Origin of the sequence: Pseudomonas sp. 1D4, assembly GCF_001728925.1 — a bacterium.
Lineage (GTDB): Bacteria > Pseudomonadota > Gammaproteobacteria > Pseudomonadales > Pseudomonadaceae > Metapseudomonas > Metapseudomonas otitidis.
This window is the reverse complement of sequence record NZ_LXJQ01000040.1, coordinates 38473-58277: the sequence shown is the minus strand read 5'-3', so window position 1 is coordinate 58277 and position 19805 is coordinate 38473. Positions and strand designations below refer to the sequence as shown.

General features: G+C 66.6%; 23 protein-coding genes and 1 pseudogene. 6 read left to right on the top strand and 18 right to left on the bottom strand.

Going from position 1 to position 19805, the window contains the following annotated elements; all coding sequences use genetic code 11:
• The 12 genes from A7D27_RS19290 to katB form a co-directional block, all read right to left on the bottom strand.
• A partial coding sequence (locus tag A7D27_RS19290; protein WP_069565785.1) for an SDR family NAD(P)-dependent oxidoreductase occupies positions 1–486 on the bottom strand: 486 nt, incomplete at its 3' end.
• Between the two features lie 7 nt (positions 487–493).
• A complete protein-coding gene (locus A7D27_RS19285) occupies positions 494–1018 on the bottom strand; it encodes a DUF3833 domain-containing protein (RefSeq protein ID WP_069560526.1) in 525 nt (174 codons plus the stop codon).
• A gap of 172 nt (positions 1019–1190) precedes the next feature.
• Complete coding sequence (locus A7D27_RS19280) at positions 1191–2348, bottom strand: glutathionylspermidine synthase family protein (RefSeq protein ID WP_069560525.1); 1158 nt, start codon at positions 2346–2348, stop codon at positions 1191–1193.
• A gap of 9 nt (positions 2349–2357) precedes the next feature.
• Positions 2358–3083, bottom strand: a complete 726-nt coding sequence (locus tag A7D27_RS19275; protein WP_069565784.1) for a DUF1190 domain-containing protein — start codon at positions 3081–3083, stop codon at positions 2358–2360.
• Positions 3084–3106: 23 nt separating this feature from the next.
• Complete coding sequence (locus tag A7D27_RS19270; protein WP_069560523.1) at positions 3107–3532, bottom strand: DUF350 domain-containing protein; 426 nt, start codon at positions 3530–3532, stop codon at positions 3107–3109.
• Positions 3533–3547: 15 nt separating this feature from the next.
• On the bottom strand, positions 3548–4210 hold the full coding sequence (locus A7D27_RS19265) for a DUF2491 family protein (protein WP_069560522.1): 663 nt from the start codon (positions 4208–4210) through the stop codon (positions 3548–3550).
• On the bottom strand, positions 4207–5232 hold the full coding sequence (locus tag A7D27_RS19260; protein WP_069565783.1) for an ion channel: 1026 nt from the start codon (positions 5230–5232) through the stop codon (positions 4207–4209). The genes A7D27_RS19265 and A7D27_RS19260 overlap by 4 nt, the downstream gene beginning before the upstream one ends.
• Positions 5233–5290: 58 nt before the next feature.
• Positions 5291–5848, bottom strand: a complete 558-nt coding sequence (locus tag A7D27_RS19255) for a rhomboid family intramembrane serine protease (RefSeq protein ID WP_069560520.1) — start codon at positions 5846–5848, stop codon at positions 5291–5293.
• 64 nt (positions 5849–5912) lie between these two features.
• Positions 5913–6617: a PspA/IM30 family protein gene (locus A7D27_RS19250; RefSeq protein ID WP_069565782.1), complete on the bottom strand. Its 705-nt coding sequence runs from the start codon at positions 6615–6617 to the stop codon at positions 5913–5915.
• Between the two features lie 26 nt (positions 6618–6643).
• Complete coding sequence (locus A7D27_RS19245) at positions 6644–7300, bottom strand: YjfI family protein (protein WP_069565781.1); 657 nt, start codon at positions 7298–7300, stop codon at positions 6644–6646.
• Between the two features lie 173 nt (positions 7301–7473).
• Positions 7474–8001 (bottom strand): ankyrin repeat domain-containing protein, encoded by a 528-nt coding sequence (locus A7D27_RS19240; protein WP_069560517.1) that lies wholly within the window; start codon positions 7999–8001, stop codon positions 7474–7476.
• Between the two features lie 477 nt (positions 8002–8478).
• A complete protein-coding gene (gene katB / locus A7D27_RS19235) occupies positions 8479–9942 on the bottom strand; it encodes a catalase KatB (protein WP_371850555.1) in 1464 nt (487 codons plus the stop codon).
• A gap of 266 nt (positions 9943–10208) precedes the next feature.
• On the opposite strand from katB, the gene A7D27_RS19230 reads away from it, so the two are divergent.
• Positions 10209–11111 carry a hydrogen peroxide-inducible genes activator gene (locus A7D27_RS19230; RefSeq protein WP_069560515.1) on the top strand — a complete coding sequence of 301 codons (903 nt, stop codon included), beginning with the start codon at positions 10209–10211 and terminating at the stop codon, positions 11109–11111.
• A gap of 6 nt (positions 11112–11117) precedes the next feature.
• Here the strand turns inward: A7D27_RS19230 and A7D27_RS19225 are convergent, their stop codons facing one another.
• Both A7D27_RS19225 and A7D27_RS19220 read right to left on the bottom strand, forming a co-directional pair.
• A complete protein-coding gene (locus A7D27_RS19225) occupies positions 11118–11474 on the bottom strand; it encodes a hypothetical protein (protein WP_240924350.1) in 357 nt (118 codons plus the stop codon).
• A gap of 155 nt (positions 11475–11629) precedes the next feature.
• A complete protein-coding gene (locus tag A7D27_RS19220) occupies positions 11630–11893 on the bottom strand; it encodes a hypothetical protein (protein WP_069565780.1) in 264 nt (87 codons plus the stop codon).
• 121 nt (positions 11894–12014) lie between these two features.
• Between A7D27_RS19220 and A7D27_RS28010 the strand changes: the two are divergent.
• Positions 12015–12179 (top strand): annotated as a pseudogene (locus A7D27_RS28010) (hydrogen peroxide-inducible genes activator); the annotation flags it as partial.
• Positions 12180–12186: 7 nt separating this feature from the next.
• On the opposite strand, the gene A7D27_RS19215 reads toward A7D27_RS28010, so the two are convergent.
• On the bottom strand, positions 12187–13800 hold the full coding sequence (locus A7D27_RS19215) for an FMN-binding glutamate synthase family protein (protein ID WP_069565779.1): 1614 nt from the start codon (positions 13798–13800) through the stop codon (positions 12187–12189).
• A gap of 373 nt (positions 13801–14173) precedes the next feature.
• Between A7D27_RS19215 and earP the strand changes: the two genes are divergently transcribed.
• Both earP and efp read left to right on the top strand, forming a co-directional pair.
• Positions 14174–15301: an elongation factor P maturation arginine rhamnosyltransferase EarP gene (gene earP, locus A7D27_RS19210; protein ID WP_256557189.1), complete on the top strand. Its 1128-nt coding sequence runs from the start codon at positions 14174–14176 to the stop codon at positions 15299–15301.
• Between the two features lie 43 nt (positions 15302–15344).
• Positions 15345–15911, top strand: coding sequence for an elongation factor P (gene efp, locus A7D27_RS19205; RefSeq protein WP_044399835.1), 567 nt, complete (start codon positions 15345–15347; stop codon positions 15909–15911).
• A 63-nt stretch (positions 15912–15974) separates the two neighbouring features.
• Here efp and A7D27_RS19200 read toward each other — a convergent pair whose 3' ends face one another.
• On the bottom strand, positions 15975–16427 hold the full coding sequence (locus A7D27_RS19200) for a MarR family winged helix-turn-helix transcriptional regulator (protein ID WP_069565777.1): 453 nt from the start codon (positions 16425–16427) through the stop codon (positions 15975–15977).
• A 134-nt stretch (positions 16428–16561) separates the two neighbouring features.
• Here A7D27_RS19200 and A7D27_RS19195 point away from each other — a divergent pair, with 134 nt between their 5' ends.
• Positions 16562–17074, top strand: coding sequence for an RDD family protein (locus A7D27_RS19195; RefSeq protein ID WP_069565776.1), 513 nt, complete (start codon positions 16562–16564; stop codon positions 17072–17074).
• 1 nt (position 17075) lies between these two features.
• Here the strand turns inward: A7D27_RS19195 and A7D27_RS19190 are convergent, their stop codons facing one another.
• Entirely contained in the window at positions 17076–18032 is a 957-nt protein-coding gene (locus A7D27_RS19190; protein ID WP_069560508.1) for a LysR family transcriptional regulator, read from the bottom strand.
• Between the two features lie 102 nt (positions 18033–18134).
• Between A7D27_RS19190 and A7D27_RS19185 the strand changes: the two genes are divergently transcribed.
• Positions 18135–18887, top strand: a complete 753-nt coding sequence (locus tag A7D27_RS19185; protein ID WP_069565775.1) for a sulfite exporter TauE/SafE family protein — start codon at positions 18135–18137, stop codon at positions 18885–18887.
• Positions 18888–18893: 6 nt separating this feature from the next.
• Here A7D27_RS19185 and A7D27_RS19180 read toward each other — a convergent pair whose 3' ends face one another.
• Positions 18894–19745 carry a LysR substrate-binding domain-containing protein gene (locus A7D27_RS19180; protein WP_069565774.1) on the bottom strand — a complete coding sequence of 284 codons (852 nt, stop codon included), beginning with the start codon at positions 19743–19745 and terminating at the stop codon, positions 18894–18896.
• Positions 19746–19805 lie beyond the last annotated feature (60 nt).

The window sequence follows — 19805 nt, the reverse complement described above, 5'->3', positions numbered from 1 at the left end:
TGTCTTCACCAGCATGTTCAGGGCGGCCTTGGAGGCGCGGTAGCTGTACCAGCCGCCGAGGCGGTTGTCGCCGATGCTGCCGACCTTGGCCGAGAGCAGCGCGAGGACGCTGCGGCGGCGGTCCAGCAGGCCGCTGAAATGACGCAGCACCAGGGCAGGGCCGAAGGTGTTGGCCTGGAAGGTGGCCAGCAACTGGGCGTGGTTCAGGTCGCCCAGTTTCTTCTCGGGCATGAACTGCTCGGTGTGCAGCAGCCCGGCGGCGTTGATGATCACCTGGAACGGCCCGAGGGCCTCCACGGTGCGGGCGGCGGCTTCGATGCTGGCCTCGTCGGCGAGATCCAGCCGGGGCGTGCCATTGCGGCCCAGGCCCAGGGCGAGGCCGCAGCGCGGGTCGGCGGTCAGGGCATCGAGCAGGGCGCTGCCGATGCCGCCGCTGGCGCCGATCACCAGGGCGCGGTAGCCGTTGGGGAAACTGGGCAGGGTCATGGCTGGTTCAGTCCCGCTTGCGGAAGAACAGGGTGACCTGGCCCAGCTCGACGCCGAACTTGGTCATGAAGGAGCGGTTGGCCAGGGTGCGGTCGTCCAGCAGGTACATCCAGTCGTCGAAGTTGACGTGGTAGGTGGTGCCGTCCACCGGCAGCTCCAGTACGTAGCGCCAGCGCAGGGCGTTGCCGGCGACTTCGCCCTCGGCCACGCCGACCACGTCCGGGGCGGTGCCGCGCCAGTGGTTGGGGCCATCGGGGCGCAGGGTCCAGACCCGCTGCTGGCGGGTGCCGTCGCTGTAGGTGAAGCGTTCGTCGAGGATCAGCCGGCCGGCTTCCTCGCGGCCCTGGATGTCGACGTGGAAACGCTTGATCACCTTGCCGGAGCGGTCCTGGAACATGCCCCAGGCGTCCACGCCGCCGACGAAGTAGCGGCGCAGGTCCAGGGTGGGGTTCTCGTCCTTGTAGTCGCCCACTTCCACCTGGCTGCAGGCGCTGAGCAGCAGGCAGAAGAGCAGGGCCAATCGCGATTTCATGGTGGGCTCCGTAAAAAGTTGTACATCAATGGAGTGAATGTACAAGAAAAGCTGTATTTGTCGAGTGTTTGTACAGGATTTTGGGCGGCACAGGACAGCCGGCTGCCCGAGGTGGGCAGCCGGTGGAAATCGAGGTGGATGAGCGGTGGGGTGAAGCGGTGGGTGCGGGGGGTCAGTCGAGGACGATGTGGGGCAGGAAGCGGCTGGTGTCCTTGGTGATCAGGCTGTCGTCCTCGCGGATGCCCATGCCCGAGGCGGTGTCGCCGATGACCCAGGAGCCGATCAGGGTGTAGCTGTCGCCGAACTTCGGCAGCGGGGCGAACTGCTGGAGGATGTAGGGCGCGTCGGTGTAGGGGCCGTCTTCGGCGATGCGTTCGTCGCCTTCGGTGCGGATCTCGATGTTGGCGCCTTCGCGGGAGAAGAACGGCTTGCGTACCCAGCCCTTGGGCACCGGGGCGCGCGGGTCGGCGTCGAGGTGGCTGGGCAGCAGGTTGGGGTGGCCCTCGTTGAACTTCCACAGCAGCGGGAGGATGCCCTTGTTGCTGATGATGGATTTCCACGCGGGCTCGACGAACTGGGTGTCGCAGCGCGGCACGGCTTCGCCGAAGGGCTCGCGGAAGATGTGCTCCCAGGCGTGCAGCTTGAACAGCCGGGGAATCCAGTTGCCCTGCAGGTCGACGAAGCGGCCTTCGGCGGTGAGGCCGATGTCTTCGATGTCGATGTGCCGGGCGTCGATGCCCGCCAGCCCGGCCATGCGCCCGAGGAAGTCGGTGGTGCCCCGGTCTTCCACCGAGCCGGCAATGGCGGAGAAGTAGAAGGGGGTGTCCTTGGCGAAGGTGTCGAAGGCGCGGATCAGGTCTTCGGCCAGGGTGTTGAACTGATCGGCCTCGGCGGGCAGGACGCCGCGGCGGATCTGGTCCTCCAGCCAGAGCAGTTGCACCGAGGCGCACTCCAGCAGGGAGGTGGGGGTGTCGGCGTTGATCTCCAGCAGCTTGGCCGGGCCGCGCCCGTCGTAGCTGAAGTCCATGCGCCCGTAGAGGTGCGGGTGGCCTTCCTTCCAGGAGGTGCGGACCAGATCGAAGAACGCCGGCGGAATCGCCAGGCCGCTGAGCAGCTCTTCGCTCTCCACCACGCGCTCGACCACGTCCAGGCACATCTGGTGCAGCTCGCGGGTGGGCTGCTCGATGTCCTTTGTGACCTGTGCGCGGGTGAAGCGGTAGTAGCCGCTTTCGTCCCAGTAACGCTCGCCGTCGATGGTGTGGAAGGCGAAGCCTTCGCGCTCTACGCGCTCACGCCAGTCGGGGCGTTCTTCGATGCTGATCTTGTGCATGGCCTGTCCTTAGCCGCCGAAACCGCTGCTTTTGCCACCCCAGCCGCCACGTGCGTTGGCTTCGCTGCCGAAACCGCCACGGGAGATGGTGGAACCCACCGCCGAGCCGGTGCTGCCGGTCTTGCTGCTCAGGCTCTTGCCCAGGGTCTGCTGGGTGTAGGTGGAGGAGGGGCTGCTGCGCGCCTGGGTGGAGCGGCTGAAGGTCTTGCCCTGCTCGATCTGCCGGGACAGGGTCGAGGTGGCATAGCCACCCCGGCTGTCGCGGTACTGGTAGATCGGCTGGGAATAGTAGCGGTTGCCGCTGTTGCCCATCATGTGGCCGATCAGCAGGCCGGTGAGCAGGCCGTTGTCGCTGTGGCCGGTGCTCTGCACCACCTGTTGCTCGGCCTGCTCGTAGGCGGCACGGCTGACCTGGTTGGTCATGGACAGCTCGAAACCGGCCAGGCGCGGCATGAACTTGCCGTCCGAGGTGGGCTGGCAGTAGCCGGGCACGAAGTCGGCGTCGCAGGCGTCCTTGTTGTCGTAGGTGGGGGCGATGGAACGGTGGTCGGCCATGGCGGTCATGTAGGCATCGGAGCAGACGTCCACGGGGAACTTTTCGGCGACGCAGGCCTGCACGTTCTTGAAGGTCTTGGTGGCGGTGACCTGAACCGTGTCCTGGGGCTGGCTGCAGCCGGCGATGGCCAGCGGCAGGGTGCCGGCCAGGACCAGCTGTACGGAGTTGCGCTTTCTCATCGGTGTGTCCTCGCGTCGCCGTCTCAGGTCGAGGGGGTCATGCAGGCGGAGTTGAGGAAGCCGATGCTGATGGCCACCGAGGCGGAGTAGATGGCAGCGGCGTGCTCGCCACGGGCGATGCGCCCCGGCAGGTCCTTGAGCACCAGGCTGGCGACGAAGAAGGCCAGCAGTTGGACGATGGCGGCGATCACCACCCAGACCACGAAGTCCAGCACGCTGACGCTGTAGGCGATGATGTTGCTGGCCGGCAGGGCGAAGCCCACCAGGGAGCCACCCAGGGCGACGGCGGCGGCGCTGTTGCCTTCGCGGATCAGGGCGAATTCCTTGTGCGGGGTGATGCGGGTGTAGATGAACTGGAACAGCGCGAACAGGGCGGCCGCCACCAGGATGTACACGGCGAAGCCGAGTACGGCAGGGGCGTTGAGGGACATGCGCAGGGCGTCGAGCATGTGGGTCTTCCTTGGTCAGAGAACGTTGATGTCGGTGATTTGCAGTGTCACGCCCACCGCAGTGGTGAGGCTGATGACGCCGTCTTCGTCTTCCTCCACCGAGAAGAGCAGGAACTCCCTCCGGTTGAGCAAGCCGATCTCGCGGGCGTAGAGCATGCTGTGGTGCTCGACGCCATAACTGGCTTCGGGGCTGACGACGAACTCGCGCAGGGGCACCAGCTCGGTCTGGCCGTCCTCGCTGCCCCATTGGCGGACGTATTCCTCGCCCTCCAGCTCGTACAGGGGCATGCCGATGCGGGCGTTGGGGCCGGCCAGGCGCATCAGCTCGTCACGGCTGTTGATGGCGGTCACCTGGTGGTAACCGAAGAGGATGATGGATTCGATGTCGCTGTCGTCCGGGCCATTCATCAGCACCTGGAGGAAGTAGTCCTCGTCGTCCAGGTAGAAGCGCTTGATGCGGGTGGACTGGCCCAGCTCCAGGGTGCCAACGGCCCAGACCTTTTCGTCGCCGGGGATCTCGACCCCGGTCTGGCCGTCCAGCAGGGCCTTCAGCGAAGGGTCCAGGCACAGCATGCGTCCGGCGGCCAGGCCCAGGGGCTGGCTGTCGCTGGCGTGGCGGGTGCCGGTGTTGCGGGGCAGGGGCGGCTCCAGGCCGAGCCAGCGCTTGAGGGTGCTCACAGGGCATCTCCTTGCAGGCGATCAGTGGCGATGTAGAAGATCTCGCCGCCGTCGACGATCAGTTCGTTGGCGGGGTTGATGGCGAACTGGGCGGCGCCCGGTGCGCGGTAGCCGATCAGCGTAGCGCCGTGCTCCTGGCGCAGGCGGATGTACAGCTCACCGCAGGTGGTGCGCAGGCTGGCCGGCAACACGTGGCGGTACTGGGTGGCACCTTCGCCGACGCACAGCAGCTCGGTGACCACGGCGCTGGAGCCCGGGTCCTGGGAGGCGCGCACCAGCATCTCGATGGCCATGTTGGAGGTGCACTCCAGCTCCGGGGCGTAGCGGCGGGCGAGGGCGGCGCGCTCGGAGTCGTTGAAGTGCGCGACCACGTGGCCGCGGGTGCCGATGGCCTTGAGGGTGAGGACGATGGCCAGGGTCAGGCTGTCGGAGCGGGTGTGCACGAGGATGCGTTCGGCCCCTTCGACGCCGGCGCGGCGCAGCAGCGAGGGGGTGTCGAGGGAGTCGCCACGGACGAAGGAGGCGCGGCCGGGCAGCGGGTTCTCTTCGAGCAGGGCGTCGCAGATCACCAGGTTGTCGTCGCGGGTGGTCACGTCCTGGTAGAGCAGCTCGACGATGCGCTCGCTGGCTTCGCCTTCCCAGCCGATCAGCACGGTGTGGTCCTTGAGGGTCGAGTAGTCGCCCAGTCCCTTCATGTTCTTTCTCCAGAGTTCGCCGACGGTGGTGGATGCCTTGCCGATCACGGTGGTCAGCAGGGCGATGCCGCCGAGCATGATCCACAGGGTGGTGATCAGCTTGCCGGGCGCGGTCTTCGGCGAGAGGTCGCCGTAGCCCACGGTGGTGGCAGTGGTCAGGTAGAAGTAGGTGAAGTCGACGCCCTGGGTCAGGTGTTCTTCACCTGCCAGGGTCAGCAACAGGTAGGAAACGCAGTAGTGCCCGGCCAGCAGCATGCCGATGCCGGCCCAGCCGAAACGCTGGAAGAAGGCCGAGGTGTGGTACCGCAACAGCAGGATCAGGGACATGGCATCCGCTCCAACAATCTGTCCATTCGGGGCCGGGAGATCATCCCGGCGCGCCGTTTCAGTTTCCTTGCACGTCCAGCCGTTTCGAGTGCATCAGCCAGGCCACCAGCACACCGGCGAGGGCGCCGGCGATGTGGGACTCCACCGACACACCCGGTACCGGGATGAAGCCGAACACCAGGCCGCTGTAGCCACCCAGGGCCACCAGGGCCACCAGCAGGCTGGCGAAGCTGCGCTGGAACCAGGCCCGTGCCAGCAGGTAGGTCCAGAGGCCGAAGATCAGTCCGCTGGCGCCGACGTGCACGCTGGTTCGCCCGAACGCCCACACCAGAGCGCCGCCGAGCAGGGTCACCAGCAGCGCGACGCGCAGGTAGCGGCCCAGGCCTTCGGTGCTGACCAGCCAGCTGAGAACGATGAAGGGAGCCAGGTTACACAACAGGTGACGGAAAGATCCGTGCAGAAACGGGGCGAAGATTACACCCTGCAGGCCATAAATGCTGCGGGGAATGATGCCATGGCGCACAAGACTATCGCCGGTGACGCTATTGACGATCTGGATGACGACCATGATGGCCGCCAGGGCGAGGATGACGCGGATGCGCTTGCCGGACTCCATGGTGGCGTCCCGAACTCCATGCGAAAGAGGAGCGGGGCGGGCGACTGCCCGCCCCGCAGGGGTGTTACTGGGCGCTGTCCGGGGACTGCTTGGCCTTCAGGCGGGCCAGCACGTCGGCGGCGCTGCCGCTCTGGGCGCCGATGCCGGCTTCCTGCAGGCGACGCTCCAGGTCGCCACCGTTGGCAGCGGTATGCATCTCGTCGGCGGCGGCCAGGCGGGCGTCCTGCTCGTCCTGACGCTGGCGCAGGCGGTTGAGGCTGTCCAGGGCGGACTCCACCTTGCCGTTGGCGCCACCGGTGGCTTCGGCGGTCGCGACGCGGGCGCGCTGCACCACTTCGCGGGCCTTGGCCATCTCGATCTGCTGCTTCAGGCTCTTCAGTTGGCCTTCGGCCTTGTTGACCTGGGCATGCAGCATGTCGGCCTGCTTGCCGAACTGCTCGGCCTGGTTCCTCTCCTGGTCACGCTGGGCTTCCAGTTCGGCGATCTTGTTGGCGCACTCCAGGGCCAGGCTTTCCTCGCCCTTGTTCAGCGCGGCGGTGGCCTTGCCTTCCCAGTTGGCGATGTCGTTGCCCAGGCTCTCCAGGCGCTGCTGGGACAGCTTCTGCTTGGCCTTGATGTCCACCAGGCCGTTGCGGGCCTGCAGCACGGCCTTGTCGGCGTCACGCATTTCCTGCTCGAGGATGCGGATGGCGTTGGCATCGACGATGGCTTCGCCGACTTCCGAGGCACCGCCACGTACGGCGGTGATGATTTTTTTCCAGATGCTCATGGGGCTTCTCCTACAGGGGAATTCGGTCAGGCCTTGAAGTGGTCTTCGAAGGCTTCGACGGCGCGGATCACGTTCTCGGCCAGGGTGAAGACCTCCTGCACGATGACGGTCAGCGACGAGGCGGCGCTGAGGGCACCGAACATGGAGTACACCTCCTGTCCGTCGATCACTTCGACCCCGACCGAGGACAGCGGGAACAGGTCGCGGGTACGCAGTACCAGGGCGTTGAAATAGTGCGGGTCCTTAACGTCGCTGACCGGCACCAGGGTGGCGTCGACCATGATGTGGTCGCCTTGTACCGCCAGGTAGATCGGCAGGTCGCCGTAATCGGTCATGGTCAGCTTCAGGCCGGCCTGCTCGCCTTCGGCGACGCTCAGCAGGATTTCACCCGCGGTCACCAGTTCCAGTTCGGCCAGGGCGCTGTGAAGCGAGCTGAGGGTCCAGTTGCTGTTCTCGGTCATGTAGTCCTCCAGTTTGACTCGGTCACCCAAAAAGGGCTGCCGTAACGCTCTCTCGATGCCTTTGAGGGCGTTCACGTTTTCGGGAAGGATCCAGAATTCGCGCTTCACCAAACCCGCATCGCGAAGTCGGTTCCTCATATCGCGGACGTAGTCGGCAGAAGTCTTGCCCTTGGGCGAAGTAGCCTTCCGTTCGCTGGTGTCCGTGGTCTTCTTGCGAGGCATTTCGCTCCTCCTCAAGTGCAACGGAGCGAACATTACGCCGGTCCGGGCGGTTGCGCAATTCCTTACATGAAAGATTTTATGAATCTTTCATGTAAGTATTTTTTGCGACTTTTACGGCCCTGCGCAAACGCCCGGCACAGGGCCGGGCGCGTGGCATTAGGGAGGGGAGGGCGTCAGCGGGTGCGGATCTCGCCGCTGGCGAGGCTGTGGGCGTCGTTGCCCATGGCGTCCTTGAGGTCCAGGTCCGCGCCCTTGCGGCGCAGGGCCTCCAGCAGCTCGGTGCGCTGGAACAGGGCGGCGTACATGGCGGCAGTCTGCCCGGCGGCGTTGCGCTGGTCGGTGGGGCAGTCGGCCTGCATCAGACGCCGGGCGATGCCCAGTTCGGCCTTGAAGATGGCGCCCATCAGGGCAGTGTTGCCGCGCTGGTCCTGCAGGCAGGGGTTGGCGCCGGCGGCCAGCAGGGTGTCCACGGCCTCGGTGTGGCCGTGGTAGGCGGCGAGGATCAGGGCGCTGTAGCCCTTGGCGTCCTGGGTGTCGAGGTCGTAGCCGGCCTCGATGAAGGTGGTGAGCATGTCGGTGCGGCCGTTGCGCGCGGCCTCGAAGAAGTAGTCGGCCAATTGGGCCTTGATGGCGGCCTCGTCCGGTTGCGCGGCGACCGCCAGGCTGCTGGCCAGCAGCAGGGTGCAGAGTAGGGTTTTCATCGGGCTATGTCCCAGTACCGTGTTGGGAAGGCAAGTTGGTTATCGAGTTCTGCTGATGTCTCCTGTTTCGCCTTGCCAGGCGAGTTTCTTTTTTCAATCGTCGGAATGCCGCCCACAAAAAAGAAACCAAAAAGGCTCGCCCCTGCATCCGGGTCCCGCTTCGCGGGACTCCCCTCGCTCCATCGTTGCTTCGGGGGGGCGGCGCGATGGGCCATCCATGGCCTGGCGCGCCTCTCGCGGCATCCATGCCGCTCGCTCCCCTGCACAACGACTGCACTCGGCCTCCTGAAGGGGCAGCTTCCCTGCCTCAGCTTCACGACCAGGCGTGAGCCCGGTGTGCGCTCAAGGCCTGCCCGCTCTTCCATCAAAGGAAGAGGTTGGCTGAACGACCTTGGAGCGTTGCAATACAAGGAAGAAGTACGGCAGTACATCGCGGACTCCAGGGGCCGGCCCGCATGAAGCGGGCCGGCGGTTGGGTCAGTCGGAGAGTTTCGCGGCCAGGGCCTTCACCTTGGCCAGGTCGCCACCGGCCACCTGGGTGACGCGGGTGCCGTAGTCGGCATCGGCCTTGTAGAGGAAGGACAGCATGATGTGCTTGCTCTCGCTGTCGGTGCCGGCCAGGGACTGGCCGAAGCTGTTCACCAGGTCCTGCTTCTCCTTGCGGCTGTAGGAGCGGTACAGGTCACCGGCCTGCTTGAAGTTCTGCTCGCGCTGGATGCGGCGCTGCTGGGTGGTGCCTTGCAGCGGGGTTTCCACGTAGCGGGCGGCAGTCGTCTCTTCACGCGGTTCCAGGCGGCTCGGCTGGTAGTTCACGCCGCTCAGGCTGTGGCCGGCGTTCATCGCGCCGTCCTGGTTGCCGTTGTTGACCGGGACCTTCGGGCGGTTGACCGGCAGCGACAGGCCGTTGGCGCCGACGCGGTAGAGCTGGGTGTCGGCGTAGGCGAACACGCGGCCCTGCAGCAGGCGGTCTTCGGAGGGCTCGATGCCGGGCACCAGGTTGGACGGTGCCATGGCCACCTGCTCGGTCTCCTGGAAGAAGTTGTCGACGTTGCGGTTCAGCACCATCTGGCCGACCTTGCGCTCCGGCACGTCAGGCCAGACCTTGGTGGCGTCCAGCGGGTCGAACTCGAAGCGCGCCAGGTCCTCGGGCTTGAGCACCTGCACGTAGAGGTCCCACTTCGGGTAGTCGCCCTTGGCGATGGCGTTCACCAGGTCATTTGTCATGTGGCTGTAGTCCTTGCCCTGGACGGCCTCCACTTCCTTCGGGTCGAGGTTGCGGATGCCCTGCAGGCTCTTCCAGTGGAACTTCACGTAGCTGACCTCGCCCTTGGCGTTGACCAGCTTGTAGGCGTGCACGCCGTTGCCGTCCATGAAGCGGTAGCCGGCCGGGGTGCCCTCGTTGGAGTAGAGCAGGGTGAGGGTGCGGATGGCCTCGGGGTGGTGGGAGAAGAAGTCGAAGCGGCGCGAGTCGTCGTCCAGGTTGGTGCGCGGGTCCGGCTTGAAGGCGTGGACCATGTCCGGGAACTTGATGGCGTCGCGGATGAAGAAGGTGGGGAAGTTGTTGCCCACCAGGTCCCAGTTGCCGTCGGCGGTGTAGAACTTGGTGGCGAAGCCGCGCGGGTCACGCAGGGTTTCCGGCGAGTGGTTGCCGTGCACCACCGAGGAGAAGCGCACGAACACGGGGGTGCGCTCACCGTTGCGGAACAGCTTGGCGACGGTCAGGTCGGCGAGGTCCGCCGTGGCGGTGAACTCACCGTGGGCGCCGGTGCCACGGGCATGCACCACGCGCTCGGGGATGCGTTCGCGGTCGAAGCGCTGCAGTTTCTGGATCAGTTGCACGTCCTGCAGCAGCACGGAGCCGTTGGGGCCGGCTGTCTGAGAATTCTGGTTGTCACCCACGGGGGCGCCGTTGTCGCGGGTCAGCGGGGCGCCCACGGCCATGGAAAGATTGAACAGGCATGCCGCCGCCAGCAGGCCAGGTGCGGTGCGTTGAAATCTGGACATTTGCGTCTCCTGATGTCTCTGGTTCGGGTGTTGCGGTCTGAACCATAGGGAGCGCGGAAGGGTTTGGATAATAGGATTTCGTCAGCCTGGCGATTAGGAAATATCAAGGGTCCTACGCGCGCCGCCTCCCTAGAGTTTCCGGGTACAAGTCGCAACCCGGATTCACAGGAGGCCGCCATGGCGGCCCGCACACAGGAAGACCGATGACCCTGACCGAATTGCGTTACGCCGTTGCCCTGGCGCAGGAACAACACTTCGGCCGCGCCGCCGAGCGCTGCCACGTCAGCCAGCCCACCCTCTCGGTGGGCATGAAGCGACTGGAGGACTATCTCGGCGTGCTGCTCTTCGAGCGCAGCAAGGGCGCCGTCTACCTCACGCCCATCGGCGAGAGCATCATCGAGCAGGCGCAGAAGGTGCTGGCCGAAGCCAACGCGGTGCTGGAGATGGCCCACGCCGGACGCAACCAGTTGTCCTCGCCGCTGCGGGTCGGCGCCATCTACACCATCGGGCCCTATCTGTTCCCGCACCTGATCCCCCAGTTGCACACCGTGGCGCCGCAGATGCCGCTGTACATCGAGGAGAACTTCACCCACGTGCTGCGCGAACGGCTGCGGGAGGGCGAGCTGGACGCCATCATCGTCGCCTTGCCGTTCACCGAACCCGACGTGCTGACCAAGGTGCTCTACGACGAAGCCCTGTGCGTGCTGCTGCCCGCCGACCACCCCCTGGCGGCGGAGCAGCGCCTGTCGGCGGATGCGCTGGAGGATGCCGAACTGCTGATCCTCGGCGAGGGGCATTGCTTCCGCGAGCGCGTGCTGGAGGTGTGCCCGGCCACCCAGCGAGCAAGCGTGGAATCCAGCTCCCTGGAAACCATCCGCCACATGGTCGCCTCCGGCCTCGGCGTCTCCGTGCTGCCGCACTCGGCGGTCTCCGGCCACCACTATTCGCCGGGCAGCGTGGCCATCCGCCATTTCAGCGCGCCGGTGCCGTTCCGCCAGGTGGCCATCGCCTGGCGCGCGAGCTTCCCGCGTCCCCGTGCGATCGACGTGCTGGCCGACTCGGTCAGGCTCTGCTCGGTTTCCCGTGGGCCGAACGGGGAGGTTTGAGAGGCGCTAGGGCCGCCACCTCTCCATGGCCGCGCGGCAGTCCTCCAACAGCGCCGGCATGTGTGCTTCGAACTCGTGCCAGTCCAGCAGTGCCAGGGCCTCCTGCGCCGCTGTGCGCAGCGGCGCCCATTGCGGGTGCTCGAAGTGGTTGCCTACCAGATTGACGTAGGCCTCGTGGATCAGGGCCTCGCAGGCGGCCATCAGCGCCTGCAGGTGCACATGCGCCAGGGGCAGAAGGTGCGGCGGGACGCCGTTGACGCAGGCGTGGAGGTATTCGAGGTGATAGGGCCCGAGGTTGCAGTCGGCGCAGCAGCCGATGTTCGCCTGCTGCCAATCGGCGTCCCGGGCGAGGAACTGCAGCACCGGCCCCAGTTCGTCCAGCAGGATGAGCCGGCGATATTACTCCTCGCCGTACCCGCGCCAGATCAGTAGCGCGAGGCTTTCCGCTGGCGCGTCATGGTGGTCAGTCATGGACTGCTCCGGCATGCCACCAGGCGGGGCGCCCATCCTCGAAGGCGTCATGGGGCGGCCTCAACGGTTCCACGCGTCATGACCCTGTACTGCCAGGGAGCGCGACCGCCCTTGTGATACGGCTTCTTGTAGCTGACCAGGCCTTCGAATTCGGACCCCTTGCCTGCCCAGAAGTCCTTCCACCAGATACGGATCGATGCCTGTGTCTCATCGATGAGTTCCCACTCGCCCATGTTGGGGGCGAAGAACAGGACATGGTTCATGTCGATCCTGTCGAGAGCGAAGGCATCGAAGGTTTCGCCGGAGTTCACGTCGCTGCGCGCTATCCATTTGGCGAAGCATTCCTAGGGCTGGTTGGTGTGGCTGTTTACGCCTGGCACCACGAGACGCAGGCACTTTTCGTGCGGTCGCTGCGGGTCGAGTTCGATGAACTCGGCGCTGGATGGCCATGCCACGGGCAACCTGGCGATCCGGCCTTTCGCCCCGCCGGCGCCGTTCCGCCAGGTGGCCATCGCCTGGCGCGCGAGCTTCTCTCGCTCGCGCGCCATCGATGTGCTGGCCGATTCGGTGCGGCTGTGCTCGGTGCGGCCTGCCTAGGCCGGGCTCACCAGCCGCAGGCCGCCTCGAAGCTGTCGGTGCGGGCCATGGCCCACATGCGCGCATAGAAGTCGGCTTCGAGGTCGTCCCGCAGCAGGTCGCCCGGTTTGAGAAAGACGTGGAGCTGCGAGAACAGGCGGATCTCACGGTCGGACACGCGCCGTACCAGGTGGCGCGGTTCGAGCTGGGAGGGGTGCTCCAGGCCGGCGGCGGCGAGCATCTCGGCCAGGGCCTTGAGGGTGTTGCGGTGGAAGTTGAACACCCGCTCGGCCTTGTCCGGCACCACCAGGGCGCGCTGGCGCAGTGGGTCCTGGGTGGCCACGCCGGTGGGGCATTTGTTGGTGTGGCAGCTCTGGCTCTGGATGCAGCCGATGGCGAACATGAAGCCCCGTGCGGAGTTGGCCCAGTCGGCGCCGATGGCCAGCACGCTGGCGATGTCGAAGGCGCTGACGATCTTGCCGCTGGCGCCCAGGCGGATCTTGTCCCGCAGGTTCAGCCCCACCAGCACGTTGTGCACGAACAGCAGCCCTTCGCGCAGCGGCACGCCGATGTGGTCGGTGAATTCCAGGGGCGCTGCGCCAGTGCCGCCTTCGGTGCCGTCGACGACGATGAAGTCAGGCAGGATGCCGGTCTCCAGCATGGCCTTGGCGATGCCCATGAACTCCCAGGGGTGGCCGATGCACAGCTTGAAGCCCACCGGCTTGCCACCGGAGAGCTCTCGCAGGCGTTCGATGAACTGCAGCATCTCGATGGGGGTGGAGAAGGCGCTGTGGCGGGACGGGGAGATGCAGTCCTCGCCTATGGGCACGCCGCGGGTGAGGGCGATTTCCTCAGTGACCTTGTGCTTGGGCAGGATGCCGCCGTGGCCGGGCTTGGCACCCTGGCTGAGCTTGATTTCGATCATCCGCACCTGCGGGCTGGCGGCCTGGGCGGCGAAGCGCTCCGGGTCGAACTGGCCGGTGGCGGTGCGGCAGCCGAAGTAGCCACTGCCCAGTTCCCACACCAGGTCGCCGCCGTGCTCGCGGTGATAGGGGCTGATGCTGCCCTCGCCGGTGTCGTGGTAGAAGTTGCCGCGCCGGGCACCCTGGTTGAGCGCGCGGATGGCGTTGGCGCTGAGGGAGCCGAAGCTCATGGCGGAGATGTTGAACACCGAGGCGGAGTAGGGGTGCTTGCACTGCGGGCCGCCGATCACCACGCGGAAACTGGACGGGTCGCTCAGCGGCGCAGGGCGCATGGAGTGGCCGATGAATTCGAAACCGGCCTGGTACACGTCGATCAGCGTGCCGAAGGGCTTGTCGGCGCCCTCGTTCTTGGCGCGGGCGTAGACCAGCGAGCGCTGGGCGCGGGAGAAGGGCAGTTGTTCGCTGTCACCCTCCAGCAGGTACTGGCGAATCTCCGGGCGGATGCCTTCCACCAGGTAGCGGATGTTGCCCAGGATCGGGTAGTTGCGCCGCACGGCGTGGCGGTCCTGCAGCAGGTCGACGATGCCCAGCAGGCTGAGCAGGGCGGTGAGCAGGGTCAGCGGCCACAGCCACTCGTGCTGGATGAAGGGCAGGCTGACCAGGGTGAAGAGCACGCAGAAGGCGAAGAACGCATAGCGGCTGAGAAGCGACAGGTTCATGCGGGTTCCTTGTGGGGGGAGTGCGCGGCACAGCTTAGCGGAACGCAGCGGCACCGGGTCCGCAGTCGCTCAGGGAAGCGGACGGGATCGGGCTTCGAGTGGCCGCCACCGGGTTTCATGGTCGCCTTGCTCGGCTGTGCCAGGCCCGTGCGCGGCCTGGCCTTTCAGCGGCGGGCCACCGGCGACTGGCCGCACGGCTCGGTGGGCATCCGTTGGGTTCGCCTGGACTCAGGAATGGGGGCAGGGACGGGGGCATGCTGAGCCTGGTTTCAGGGTGGGGTTGCCGGTTTTGCGCCGCCCCGGGCAAGCCCCCTGCGTTTTTTGCATGGGCCTCGGAGTAAACTGCGCGCCTCTTCAAGGCCGGGGTGATGCGGTGAACTGGGACATCTTCTGCAGCGTGGTGGACAACTACGGCGACATCGGCGTGACCTGGCGCCTGGCCCGCCAACTGGTGGCCGAGCACGGGGCGGCGGTGCGCCTGTGGGTGGACGAGCCGGCAGCCTTCCAGCGCCTGCATCCGGCGGCTGATCCCCTGGTTGACCGGCAGGTCTGTGCCGGGGTGGAGGTGTGCCGCTGGTACCGTGAATGGCCCGAGGTAGAGCCGGCCGATGGGGTGATCGAGGCCTTCGCCTGCGAACTGCCGGCGGCCTACGTGGTGGCCATGCAGGCCCGTGAGCGGCCGCCGCTGTGGTTGAACCTGGAGTACCTGAGCGCCGAGGACTGGGTCGGCGGCTGCCACGGGCTGCCGTCGCTGCAGGCCAATGGGCTGAGCAAGTTCTTCTTCTTCCCCGGGTTCCGTGCCGACACCGGTGGCCTGCTGCGCGAGGCCGACCTGCTGGCGCGGCGCGAGGCCTGGCAGGCGGACCGGGTGGCACAAGACGCCTTCCTGGCCTCCCTGGGCGTGGTGCGCGAAGCCGGTGCGCGGCTGGTCTCGCTGTTCGCTTACGAGAACTCGGCGCTGGCGAGCTGGCTGCAGGCCCTGGCAGAGGATGCCCGGCCGACCTGCCTGCTGGTGCCGGAGGGGCGCATCCTCGGTGACCTGGCGGCCTGGGCGGGGCAGGACGGGCTGGTGGCGGGGGATCGGCTGCAGCGCGGCAACCTGTCGCTGGTGGTGCTGCCCTTCGTGCCCCAGGACGACTATGACCGCCTGCTGTGGTGCTGCGACTTCAACGCCGTGCGCGGCGAGGATTCCTTCGTGCGGGCGCAATGGGCGGGGCGTCCGCTACTGTGGCACATCTACCAGCAGGCCGAGGACGCCCACCTGGAGAAGCTGGAAGCCTTCCTGGCGCTGTATGGCGAGGGGTTGTCGAGCGAGGCGGCGCAGGCATTGCGTGGTAGCTGGCTGGCCTGGAACCGGGGAGGCGACATGGGCGAGGAATGGCGTGCGCTGGTCCGCCACGAGGCCGAGCTGCAGGTCTGGGCCCAGCGCTGGTGCGGTCTGCAGGGCTCACGGCAGGACCTGGCCGCAGGGATGGTGCATTTTTATACAAATTGGATATGATACGCGGCCTGTTTTTAGTCACCCATCCAAATCGGATATTCGTATGAAAACCGCTCAAGAGTTCCGCGCCGGCCAAGTCGCCAACATCAATGGCGCTCCCTGGGTCATCCAAAAGGCCGAATTCAACAAGTCCGGCCGCAACAGCGCCGTCGTCAAGATGAAGCTGAAGAACCTGCTGACCGGCGCCGGTACCGAGACCGTGTTCAAGGCCGACGACAAGCTGGAGCCGATCATCCTTGAACGCAAGGAAGTGACCTACTCCTACTTCGCCGACCCGCTGTACGTGTTCATGGACACCGAGTTCAACCAGTACGAGATCGAGAAAGCCGATCTGGAAGGCGTCATGACCTTCATCGAAGACGGCATGACCGACGTTTGCGAAGCCGTTTTCTACAACGACCGCGTGATCTCCGTTGAACTGCCGACCACCATCGTTCGCCAGATCGCCTACACCGAGCCGTCCGTCCGTGGCGACACCTCCGGCAAGGTGATGAAGACTGCCCGCCTGCACAACGGTGCTGAGCTGCAGGTTTCCGCCTTCTGCGAAATCGGTGATTCCATCGAGATCGATACCCGCACCGGCGAGTACAAGTCCCGCGTCAAGGCCTGAGCCTGAACTGCGAGTGACAAAAAAGCCCGGCATTGCCGGGCTTTTTCGTTTCTGCCGTTTCGCTCAGAGCGCCTTCTGCAGGTTCTGGCGCAGGGCGACGAGTTCCTCCTTCAGCGTGCCGAGGTCGCCCAGGGGCATCTCGCTGGCAGCGAGGATGCAGCCGGGGATGCGCTGGGCCTCCCGATGCAGGGCGCGGCCCTTGTCGGTCAGGCGCAGCTCGACCACGCGCTCGTCGGCGCTGCTGCGGGTGCGGGTGATCAGGCCTTCGGCCTCCAGGCGCTTGAGCAGGGGAGTGAGGGAGCCGGGGTCGGTGAGCAAGCGGGCGCTGATCTCGCCGACGGTGATGCCATCGCCCTCCCAGAGCACCAGCATGGCCAGGTACTGCGGGTAGGTGAGGCCCAGCTCCTGCAGCAGGGGCTTGTAGACCTTGGTCATCAGCAGCGAGGTGGAATACAGGGCGAAACACAGTTGGTTATCCAGCTTGAGGGCTTCGCAGGGCTCGACGGGTTCGCTCATGGCCACCTCCGGGTTTGGCAAGGGCGCAATTTAGCGCACAAGCCTTTCGCGGGCAAAACAGGGCACGGGCTGTTTGCAGCCTGGCAGGAAGCGGCCACACTTGGCGTTTTCCCTCGTGCGCCAAGGAGTGCGACATGACCGACCCGCAGAACAACCCCTACCAGGCGCCCCAGGCTCCGCTCACCCAGGAAACCGTCGGCGGCCTGCCGCTGGCGCCCCGTGGCACCCGCCTGGGCGCTGCGATCATCGACAGCCTCATCCTGATCCTCGTTTGCCTGCCCCTGGGCTTCGTCTTCGGGGTCTATGACGGCATCACCTCGGGCGTGCAGCCCGGCTTCGGGCAGCAGGCCGTGGGCGCCGTGCTGGGGATCGCTGCCTTCCTTGCGGTCAACGGGGTGTTCCTCAGTCGCTACGGCCAGACCGTGGGCAAGCGCCTGCTGAAGATCGCCATCGTCGACCAGAACGGCCACAAACCGGACTGGGTCCCGATGTACCTCAAGCGCTACCTGCTCTGGGGGCTGATCGCCTACATCCCGCTGCTCGGTGGGTTGGTGTTGCTGGTGAACTACCTGTTCATCTTCCGTAGCGACCGCCGCTGCCTGCACGACCTGACCGCCGGCACCCGCGTGGTCCAGTTGGCGGCCTGAGTCAGCCGCGACCGAGGCCGCCCCGCAGGGCCAGGTCCCAGGGCGGTTCCGGGCCGAAACGGTTCTTGAGGAACTCCAGCAACAGCCGGCTCCGCGAGCTGGCTTCCCCTTCCAGTCGCAACGCGTAGATGCCGCTGGGCTCCGGCGGCGGCAGGCCCTCGTCGCAGAACAGCGGCACCAGTTCGCCGCGCACCAGGTAGTCGCTGATCAGCCAGGTGGGCAGGTGGGCCACGCCGAGCCCGGCCACGGCGGCGAACAGCAGGGTTTCGGCATTGTTGGCGGTCATCCGCATGCGTTTGGGGCGGACGATCTGCAACCGCCCGTCCAGCTCGAAACGCCAGGCGTAGGGCGGTGCCAGGGCGTCCCAGTCGAGGCCTTCGTGCTCCTCCAGTTCACGGACGTTGCGCGGCACGCCGCGCCGCTTCAGGTACTCCGGGCTGGCGCAGAGGATGCGCACCATGGGCGCCAGTGGGGTGGCCACCAGCCGGGTGTCGGCCAGTGGGCCGATGCGCAATATCAGGTCGACCTCCCCCAGGTGGGTGCCGTGCATGTCGACGAAGCTGTCGATCAGGCGCAGTTGCACGTCAAGCCCGGGGTAGGTGACCAGGAACTCGGCGATGGCCGGGGCCAGGTGGCGGCGGCCGAACGGGGCGGGGGCGTCGATGCGGATCAGCCCTTCCGGGGCACTGCTCAGGGACACGGCCTCAGCCCGGGCCAGACGCAGCTCGGCGAGGATGCGCTTTGCCCGTTCGGCAAAGGCCAGGCCCGCGGGCGTGGCGCGCACCGCGTGGGTGCTGCGGATGAACAGGGTGCTGCCGAGGGCCTTCTCCAGCCCGTCGATGCGGCGGGCCACGGCCGAGGGTGTCAGGGGGTGGCGGCGCGAGGCGGCGGAGAAGCTGCCGGCGTCGAGTACATCGAGGAACAGCGCGAGCTGTTCGGTGAGGGCGTCGGGGTACATGGGGTTGCCTGTGCGAATTGCGCAAAGCCATTGTGCGCCGCTGTGCGTTTCCCCACCAGCCAGGGCTGCGTAGCATGCGCGCCAATTCGGATGGGAGGCTCCATGGATCTGTTGTCGATCGCGATGTATGTGGCGCTGGGGGCCTGCCTGGGCACGGTGGGCGGTGTGTTCGGCATCGGCGGCGGGCTGATCGCCATCCCCGCGCTGGGGGTGCTGTTCGGCCTGGACCAGCAACTGGCCCAGGGCACGGCGCTGGTGATGGTGGTGCCCAACGTGCTGCTGGCGCTGTGGCGCTACCACCAGCGCAACCGCATCGATCCGCGCCATGCGCTGTTGCTGGCCGCCTCCAGCGTCGGCTGCGCCTGGCTGGCCTCGCTGGTGGCGGTGCGAATGGACGCCCAGAGCATGCGCCTGGCATTCGTGGTGTTCCTGCTGGCCTTGGCGGCCTACAACTTCGCCCGCATGTTCATGGCCAAGACCACGGCCAGTGCCGAGCTGCGCCATCCCTGGCCGTGGCTGGGCGTGCTGGGTGGTGCGGCGGGCACCATGGGCGGGATGTTCGCGGTGGGCGGGGCGGTGATCGCCACGCCGGTGCTCACCAGCGTGTTCGGCACCACTCAGGTGGTTGCCCAGGGCCTGTCGCTGACCCTGGCGGCGCCCAGCACCGCCGTGACCCTGCTCACCTACGGCCTCAATCACCACGTCGACTGGGCCATGGGCGTGCCCCTGGCCTTCGGCGGCCTGCTCAGCATCAGTTGGGGCGTGCGTCTGGCCCATGCCCTGCCCGAGCGGGTGTTGCGCACGGCGTTCTGCGTGTTCCTGCTGGTGTGTGCCGTGTTGCTGGCGATCGAGTGATCGGGCCTACAGGCGGAACCCCTCGATGATGTGTTCGGCCAGCGTATCGGTCACCGGCGAGGTGCTGCGTGGATTGCGCATCAGCACGATGCTGCAGCTGGGCAGCAGGGGCAGGCCTTCCGCCTCGCCGAGGATGCGCATGTCGGCGGTGATCAGGCTCTGCAGTTGGGCCGTGACCGCCAGGCCGGCGCTGACCACGGCCATGATCGCCGACAGGCTGGGGCTGGTGTAGGCCACGCGGTAGGCCCGGCCCAGAGTGTCCAGGGCATTGCAGGCCCAGGCCCGGCAGAAGCAATCGGTGTTGAACATCGCCAGCGGCATCTGCGCCTGCTCGTGGGGGCTGTGGCCGACGGCCTCGGCCCAGACGAAGCGCTCCTGGCGCAACAGCTCGCCGATCTCGGTGCCCGGCGCGCGGGTGAGAATGGTCAGGTCCAGGTCCTGGCGCTGCATGAGCTGCGAGGACGAGTCGCAATGCACCTCCACCTGCACCAGCGGGTAGGCCTGGGCGAAGCGCGAGAGGATGCCGGGCAGGAAGCGCATCACGTAGTCATCCGGCGTGCCGATGCGCAAGGCACCGACCATGTGCGGCTCGCGCAGGGTGGTCATCACCTCGCCATGCAGCTTGAGGATGCGTCGCGCATAGCTGAGCAGGATCTGCCCCTCGGCCGTCAGCCGCACATTGCGCCCCTCCCGTTCGAACACCGTGCGCTCCAGCACGTCTTCCTCCAGCCGCTTCATCTGCATGCTCACTGCCGACTGGGTGCGGTTGACGGCTTCCGCCGCGCGGGTGAAGCCGCCGTGGTCGGCAATGGCGACAAAGGTGCGCAGCAGTTCCGTGTCGATGGCGGGGTAGCTCATTCATCAATTCCCAAGATGTGATGCATAAGAAACATTCGTTGGATTGATGTTAGCCGCCAC